The organism is Mesorhizobium sp. M7A.T.Ca.US.000.02.2.1 (assembly GCF_003996995.1).
GTDB lineage: Bacteria > Pseudomonadota > Alphaproteobacteria > Rhizobiales > Rhizobiaceae > Mesorhizobium.
Genome location: NZ_RZTT01000338.1, coordinates 1 through 6628, shown reverse-complemented (window position 1 = coordinate 6628; position 6628 = coordinate 1). Strand labels below are relative to the sequence as shown.

Genomic DNA, 6628 nt, shown 5'->3' with positions numbered 1-6628 from the left:
CCGCCCCGCGAGGCTCGATCGCGGACTGGATCGACAATTCACGCAAATCCACGCGCGACCTCGTCGTCTATCCCGGCGCTGGTATGGCACCACGACCAATCCGGCGTTCGCCAGCGAAATCGAGCGGCTCTGGCGGCTCGACCAATCCGCATTTCCTGCGCCGGCTGCACAGAGGTGTCAGGCGCCTCCAGCGACAACAGACATAGCCGACCGCAAGGAAAATGACGGATCACCTTGAGGCGAGCCGTCACTTCTCATGCTCGTATCCCTGGGATTTGGGTTCTAGAATTCAGCGCCGGCTGAACAGCAGACTGGCGACAAGACCGAGCACCACAAGGCCCACCGCCGCGGCAGCCGCCGGATGGTCGCGGGCCGACCTCTCGATCACCCTGCCCTGTTTACGGATTGCCGGCATGGCGTCGCGCAGGCGCCCGGCAAGATCGGAATAGGTGTCCAGCGCGGCATCGCGACCGTCCTCGTAATACGCGCCGCCTCGCCTTGCCACGGCCCTCTTCAAGCTGGCCAGTTCCTTGGTAAGAGCAGCGACCTGCCTGTCGAGATCAATGTCGGAGAGGGTCGAAAATGATGCCATTGGTATGTTTCCTTCACTTGCAGAAGGAAGCGTAACGCCTCACCGGAAGACGGGTTCCGGCTTTCGAACTGTCGATGTCGCGTCGGGCCGCGGTCAGCGCACCTGGTCAAGCAGGCGCTTGCATTCCAGGAGGTCGAACAGCGCCTCCTGCAGCAAGGCCCTGTTGTCGCGCGAGAGTTTCGATGCATCCGGCTGCACCGGACCGTCCTCGTCGCTTTTTCCCAGGCCGAAAAAACGGCGGCTGGGTTTGACCCGCGGCTGGCCGACCAGTTCGTCGTCCATGCCACGCGGCTGGGCCGCCGGCGTCAGCGGCACCTGGTCGGCCTGCTTGCGCTGCGAGATCGCCTCGACGGCGGCCATGTCGCCATTGCCGATGGCAACCAGGAAATGGTTGCCGTTCTCGCGCAACAGCTTCTGCACGCCCTTGATGGTGTAGCCCTGGTCGTAGAGCATGTGTCGGATGCCCTTGATCAGCTCGACATCCTGCGGCCGGTAGTAACGACGGCCGCCGCCGCGCTTCATCGGCTTGATCTGGTTGAAACGCGTTTCCCAGAAGCGCAGCACATGCTGCGGCAGATCGAGATCTTCGGCGACCTCGCTGATGGTACGAAAGGCGTCGGGGCTCTTGTCCATGGGCGAATCCTCACGCTGGACGATGATCCGGCCTACCTGCCGAATCGGGGCTTATTTCAGCGGTTTATGAAGCAATATTCAAGCCCGGCGTCATGGCGGCGGCGGTTTTCAACCGCGCAATAGGACTACTTGCCGCTTTTGGCCTTGCCGCTCTGATGGGAGCGCAAGATACGGCTCTTCAGCACATTCGACGACTTGAAGGTCATCACCCGACGCGGCAGGATCGGCACTTCCTCGCCGGTCTTGGGATTGCGGCCGATGCGTTCGTTCTTGGAGCGGACGTGGAATGTCGCGAAGGACGACAGCTTCACCGTTTCGCCGCGCACGATGGCTTCGCAGATTTCATCCAGCACCGCTTCGACGAGCTCGGCCGATTCAGTGCGCGACAGGCCGACCTTCCGGTAAACTGCCTCGGCAAGGTCGGCGCGCGTAAGTGTCTTTCCCCCCATGCGACCGTCCCATCAGCTCAAAACATAAAATTCGGCACAACAACGGCAGAGCCTAAGTAATTGATCCGTCAAGGTCAAGGACCGAAACTGGACCGTTCGGCACTTACCAGCGAACCAGGACAGCGCCCCAGGTGAAGCCACCGCCCATCGCTTCCAGGAGGACGAGATCGCCCTTCTTGATGCGGCCGTCGGCAACGGCCACCGACAGCGCCAACGGCACGGAAGCAGCCGAGGTGTTACCGTGCAAATCGACCGTAACCACCACCTTTTGCTCAGCTATCCCGAGCTTCTTGGCGGAAGCGTCAATAATTCGTTTATTGGCCTGGTGGGGCACGAACCAGTCGAGATCATCGGCTGAGATACCGGCTTGCGCGAACGTCGCCTCGATGACGTCGGTGATCATGCCGACCGCATGCTTGAAGACTTCGCGGCCCTCCATCCGGAGGTGGCCGACCGTACCCGTGGTCGACGGCCCGCCGTCGACGAAAAGCTTGTCCTTGTGCGTGCCGTCGGAGCGCAGGCTGGCCGCCAGAACGCCATGGTCGGCGATCGCGCCCGTCCCCTCGCCTGCTTCCAGGATCATGGCACCGGCGCCGTCGCCGAACAGCACACAGGTCGAGCGGTCGCTCCAGTCGAGGATGCGCGAGAATGTTTCCGAACCGATCACCAGGACACGCTTGGCCAGGCCGCCGCGGATGTAGAGATCGGCGGTGGTCACGGCATAGACGAAGCCCGAACAGACCGCCTGCAGGTCGAAGGCAAAGCCGTGATGCATGCCGAGCCGGTTTTGGATCTCGACGGCAGTGGCCGGGAATGTGTTGTTGGGCGTCGAGGTCGCCAGCACGATCAGATCGATGTCGGCGGGCGTGAGGCCGGCATTGGCAAGTGCGGCACGTGCCGCTGCTTCCCCCAGCGAAGCCGTGGTCTCGTCGTCACCAGCGATATGGCGCTGGCGAATACCGGTACGCTGGGCGATCCACTCGTCGGAGGTCTCGACCATGCCTTCGAAATCGGCATTCTTCATGATTCGGCGGGGCAGCGCGGCGCCCGTGCCGCGCACGACTGATCTGATCAAAGTTCTTTCCTATTCCTTTGCGTCGGTGACGACGTCGGATTTCCTAGATGACAGGGCACGCGGGTTGCGCGCATGAAACAGGTCCAGATCGGCCTCGATGCGGTCGAGGAGGTTGTTGCGGACCATGTCATAGCCGAGTTCGATCGCGGCGGCGAACCCGTCAGAATCAGCACCGCCATGGCTTTTGACGACGATGCCGCTCAACCCCAGGAAAACGCCGCCGTTGGACCGGCCGACATCCATCTTTTCGCGCAGGCGATCGAAGGCGCCCTTGGCGAAGATGTAGCCGATCCTGGCCATCAGAGTCCGGCTCATCGCCGCGCGCAGATAGCCACCGATCTGGCGCACCGTGCCTTCCGCCGTCTTCAGCGCGATGTTGCCGGCAAAGCCTTCGGTGACGACGACGTCGACCACGCCCTTGCCGATATCGTCACCCTCGACGAAACCGTGATAGTTCATCGAGGCCATGTTGGCTTCGCGCAGCATGCGACCGGCCTCCTTGACCTCTTCCTGGCCCTTGATCTCCTCGACGCCGACATTGAGCAGGCCGACGCTGGGCCGGGCTATGCCGAAGACCGAGCGCGCCATGCCGGTGCCGAGAATGGCAAAATCAATGAGCTGTTGCGCATCGGCCCCAATGGTCGCGCCGACGTCCAGCACCACGCTTTCGCCGCGCAATGTCGGCCAAAGGGCTGCGATCGCCGGGCGATCGATGGTGGCCATGGTGCGCAGGCAAAATTTCGACATCGCCATCAGCGCGCCGGTGTTGCCGGCGGAAATGCAGGCGTCGGCCGTGCCGGCCTTGACCGCTTCGACGGCCTTCCACATCGATGACTTCCAGCGGCCGTGGCGCAGCGCCTGGCTCGGCTTGTCGTCCATCCTGACCGCAACTTCGCAATGGAAGAATTCGCTGATCTCGGCGAGCTTGGGAAATTTGGCAAGCTCGGGGCGCACGACCTCCTCACGCCCGAAAATGACGAAGCGGATGTCGGGACGACGGGTCGCGACCGTCATGAGCGCTGGTATGACCACGGCTGGTCCGTGATCGCCGCCCATGGCATCGATGGAAATCCTGATCACGCGGTATTTATCTCACGGTTAGGCGGCAGGTCGCTTTAGCGACCGCGAAGGTTCGGCGAAAATAACGGTTTTGGGCTGCCGCACAACCGACTTTTCCGTCGCGGGCGAGCTTTTCAGGATTTTCCCAGCAAGGATCGCAGTTTTTGCTGAAATTCATTCTCCGCCGGTTCGGTCTCGCTGCCGTCATTGAGCAATGCGCCCTGCTTACGCGGATAGGGGTCGATGGCGAGCCCGAAATACTGTTCGGCGAGTGCCCCGACATCGATCGTGTCACCGGAAAATGTCTCTGGACCGTCAGGGCCTTCCGCGTCGAGCAGGATCTCGCCGCCACCATCGAAACCCTGCCGTCCGAGCTTGGAATCCTCGGGCAGCAGCAGCGCTTCGACCGGTTCGTCGATATGCGCTTCGACAGGCTCGAGCGTGACGATGCAGGCCTGGGTGATGTCGGCCTCGACGCGGCCGCTGATCTTCACGCCATTGCGCTTCCACGACGCGACCAGAAGCTCGGCGCGATAGGATTCGACCGAAATCAGCCCGTGCTCCTCGGCCAGTGCCGCACGCTGCGCGGCATCGGCCTCGATAACCAGCGGCAGGCCCTTCTGCGGCAGGCGCGTGACGTTTGCACGGAAGGAGACCGGGCTTTGCGGATCAACATGCTTCATTGTTCAACCTCCTTGGCGGCGGGAAAGGTCAGCGTGCCGGAGACAATCGATTCGGATGTCTGCGCGGCCAGATGACTGCGCGCGTCGGTAACATAGTTGGCCAGCAGCGATGCTTCCGCCCAAGCGCCCGCGTCGGGCCGGACATTGCGGGCAAGAGCCGCGGTCAGCCCTTCATGGTCGTTTCTTTCCAGGGCATTGTCATAGGCAGCGGTACGGCCATAAAACATCTTTGCCAGCTTTTTCATGCGTTTGGGCACGCCAACGTCGCCAATGCCCAATTCCCGTAACGAATGGTCGACGTCGAGGAAGAACTCGTCGATCAGCACCTGGGCGACCTCCTGCGCCGCACCGCTCTCCCCGCGCAACCTGTGCTGGAACAGGAACATGTGCAGCGACAGCATCTCGAAACGGCCAAGCGGCGTATCTGGCACATTCCAGTGGGAATAAAACACAGTCTGCCGCGCCGCCGCCACGATTTGTGCGTAAAGCGCCTCAGTGATAGCGCGGTTGGCGTAGCGTTCGCGGCCAAAAAAGCGCTGGAACATTGGGGATGGTCTCCTGGGGACCGTTTGTTGAAGTGGGCTTGTTGCATCGGCAAGCAAGCTGGTTTACCGGTTTCGCGGCCCAGCGCAAGTTGCGGCCAGCTAATGGAGTTGTTGTTGCGCGCGCTGAATTTCAAGTCGACCTTCTCGTCCAGGCCCGCCGGCGCGATCTCGCTGCTGATGATCGTTTCGGCACTGTCCGCCTGCCACACCTCCAAGATGATGGGCGATCTCAGCCCGAGCGAGACGCTGACGCAAGGTTACGTCATAGACCAGCAGGCAATCGACCTGGTGCCGGTCGGTTCGAGCCGCGAGCAGGTGCTTCTGGCGCTCGGCACGCCGTCGACGACCGCGACCTTCGACAACGAGGCATTCTATTACATTTCGCAGACGCGCAAGCGCTACGTCGCCTTCGACAAGCCACGGCTCGTTGACCAGCATGTGCTGGCTGTCTATTTCGGCGCCGATGGCCGTGTCACCCAGATCGCCAATTACGGGAAGAAGGATGGCAAGATGTTCGACTTCATCTCGCGCACCACACCGACCGGCGGCAAGGACCAGAACTTCCTCAGCCAGGTCATCAACGGTGCCAGCAAGCTGGCGCCCGGCATTCCCGGCGGCGGCGTCTAATTCCCTTCGGCTTCCATTCCCGGAAGCCTCGTCATCTCAGGCGACCAAAAACCCGCGGGAGCGATCCTGCGGGTTTTTGTTATGGGTCACCAGTCAGGGCACGGCCACTGGCATGCTGCAGTGGCCACCACTGAAAACACGACGCTGGGTCCGGCATAAGGTGCTAACGCACGCATTGCGAAGACCGAGCGAAAGCGAGCGCTGAAGGATCGTTTGGCTTTGCCTCAACAAAAACCCGCGGGATCGCTCCCGCGGGTTCATTTTCGAGTGAAGCCTTGATCAGCCGTGCGCGAGCACGGCCAGCAGCAAGAGCGCGACGATGTTGGTGATCTTGATCGCCGGGTTGACGGCCGGGCCAGCGGTGTCCTTGTAGGGATCGCCGACCGTGTCGCCTGTCACCGAAGCCTTGTGCGCCTCGGAACCCTTGAGATGCTTGACGCCGTCCTTGTCGACAAAGCCGTCTTCGAAGGACTTCTTGGCGTTGTCCCAGGCACCGCCGCCAGAGGTCATCGAGATGGCGACGAACAGGCCATTGACGATGACGCCGAGCAACGAGGCACCCAGCGCTGCAAAGGCGGACGCCTTCGAGCCCGAGATCAACAGCACGCCGAAATAGACCACGAGCGGTGCCAGCACCGGCAGCAGCGACGGGATGATCATCTCGCGGATCGCCGCCTTGGTCAGCAGATCGACCGCGCGCGCGTAATTCGGCTTCGAGGTGCCGGCCATGATGCCCGGATCCTCGCGGAACTGCTTGCGCACTTCCTCGACGATGGCGCCCGCCGCGCGGCCGACGGCCGTCATGGCGATGCCGCCGAACAGATACGGGATCAGGCCGCCGAAGATCAGGCCGGCGACGACGTAGGGGTTGGAAAGATCGAAGGAGATCTCGCCCATGCCCTGGAAGTACGGATATTTGTCGCCATTGGCGGCAAAGAACTTCAGGTCGTTCGAGCACGCGGCAA

At 62.1% G+C, this 6628-nt stretch carries 10 protein-coding genes; 2 read left to right on the top strand and 8 right to left on the bottom strand.

What is annotated here, in order from left to right:
- Positions 1 to 206 (top strand): hypothetical protein (locus tag EOD15_RS36325; RefSeq protein WP_210212206.1); only part of this gene is annotated, 206 nt, incomplete at its 5' end.
- A gap of 83 nt (positions 207 to 289) precedes the next feature.
- Here EOD15_RS36325 and EOD15_RS25525 read toward each other — a convergent pair.
- The 7 genes from EOD15_RS25525 to EOD15_RS25495 all read right to left on the bottom strand — a co-directional run bounded on the left by EOD15_RS25525 (position 290) and on the right by EOD15_RS25495 (position 5036).
- Positions 290 to 592, bottom strand: a complete 303-nt coding sequence (locus EOD15_RS25525) for a hypothetical protein (RefSeq protein ID WP_127270978.1) — start codon at positions 590 to 592, stop codon at positions 290 to 292.
- 93 nt (positions 593 to 685) lie between these two features.
- Positions 686 to 1225, bottom strand: coding sequence for a MerR family transcriptional regulator (locus EOD15_RS25520; RefSeq protein ID WP_027038390.1), 540 nt, complete (start codon positions 1223 to 1225; stop codon positions 686 to 688).
- A 125-nt stretch (positions 1226 to 1350) separates the two neighbouring features.
- Entirely contained in the window at positions 1351 to 1674 is a 324-nt protein-coding gene (locus EOD15_RS25515; RefSeq protein ID WP_013532231.1) for an integration host factor subunit alpha, read from the bottom strand.
- A 103-nt stretch (positions 1675 to 1777) separates the two neighbouring features.
- Entirely contained in the window at positions 1778 to 2749 is a 972-nt protein-coding gene (locus tag EOD15_RS25510) for a beta-ketoacyl-ACP synthase III (protein ID WP_127320649.1), read from the bottom strand.
- Between the two features lie 9 nt (positions 2750 to 2758).
- Complete coding sequence (gene plsX, locus EOD15_RS25505; RefSeq protein WP_127272087.1) at positions 2759 to 3829, bottom strand: phosphate acyltransferase PlsX; 1071 nt, start codon at positions 3827 to 3829, stop codon at positions 2759 to 2761.
- A gap of 113 nt (positions 3830 to 3942) precedes the next feature.
- On the bottom strand, positions 3943 to 4491 hold the full coding sequence (locus EOD15_RS25500; RefSeq protein WP_127320650.1) for a DUF177 domain-containing protein: 549 nt from the start codon (positions 4489 to 4491) through the stop codon (positions 3943 to 3945).
- Positions 4488 to 5036 (bottom strand): ubiquinol-cytochrome C chaperone family protein, encoded by a 549-nt coding sequence (locus EOD15_RS25495; protein ID WP_127320651.1) that lies wholly within the window; start codon positions 5034 to 5036, stop codon positions 4488 to 4490. Before EOD15_RS25495 ends, EOD15_RS25500 begins: the two co-directional genes overlap by 4 nt.
- Positions 5037 to 5150: 114 nt before the next feature.
- On the opposite strand from EOD15_RS25495, the gene EOD15_RS25490 reads away from it, so the two are divergent.
- Complete coding sequence (locus EOD15_RS25490; RefSeq protein WP_127320652.1) at positions 5151 to 5663, top strand: outer membrane protein assembly factor BamE; 513 nt, start codon at positions 5151 to 5153, stop codon at positions 5661 to 5663.
- A gap of 279 nt (positions 5664 to 5942) precedes the next feature.
- On the opposite strand, the gene EOD15_RS25485 is transcribed toward EOD15_RS25490, so the two are convergent.
- Positions 5943 to 6628: sodium/proton-translocating pyrophosphatase (locus EOD15_RS25485; protein WP_185929075.1), on the bottom strand; the 686-nt coding region annotated here is incomplete at its 5' end.

Coding starts and splice junctions, on each gene's coding strand:
- EOD15_RS25525 (WP_127270978.1), bottom strand. CDS start 592: ATGGCATCATTTTCGACCCTCTCCGACATTGATCTCGACAGGCAGGTC.
- EOD15_RS25520 (WP_027038390.1), bottom strand. CDS start 1,225: ATGGACAAGAGCCCCGACGCCTTTCGTACCATCAGCGAGGTCGCCGAA.
- EOD15_RS25515 (WP_013532231.1), bottom strand. CDS start 1,674: ATGGGGGGAAAGACACTTACGCGCGCCGACCTTGCCGAGGCAGTTTAC.
- EOD15_RS25500 (WP_127320650.1), bottom strand. CDS start 4,491: ATGAAGCATGTTGATCCGCAAAGCCCGGTCTCCTTCCGTGCAAACGTC.
- EOD15_RS25495 (WP_127320651.1), bottom strand. CDS start 5,036: ATGTTCCAGCGCTTTTTTGGCCGCGAACGCTACGCCAACCGCGCTATC.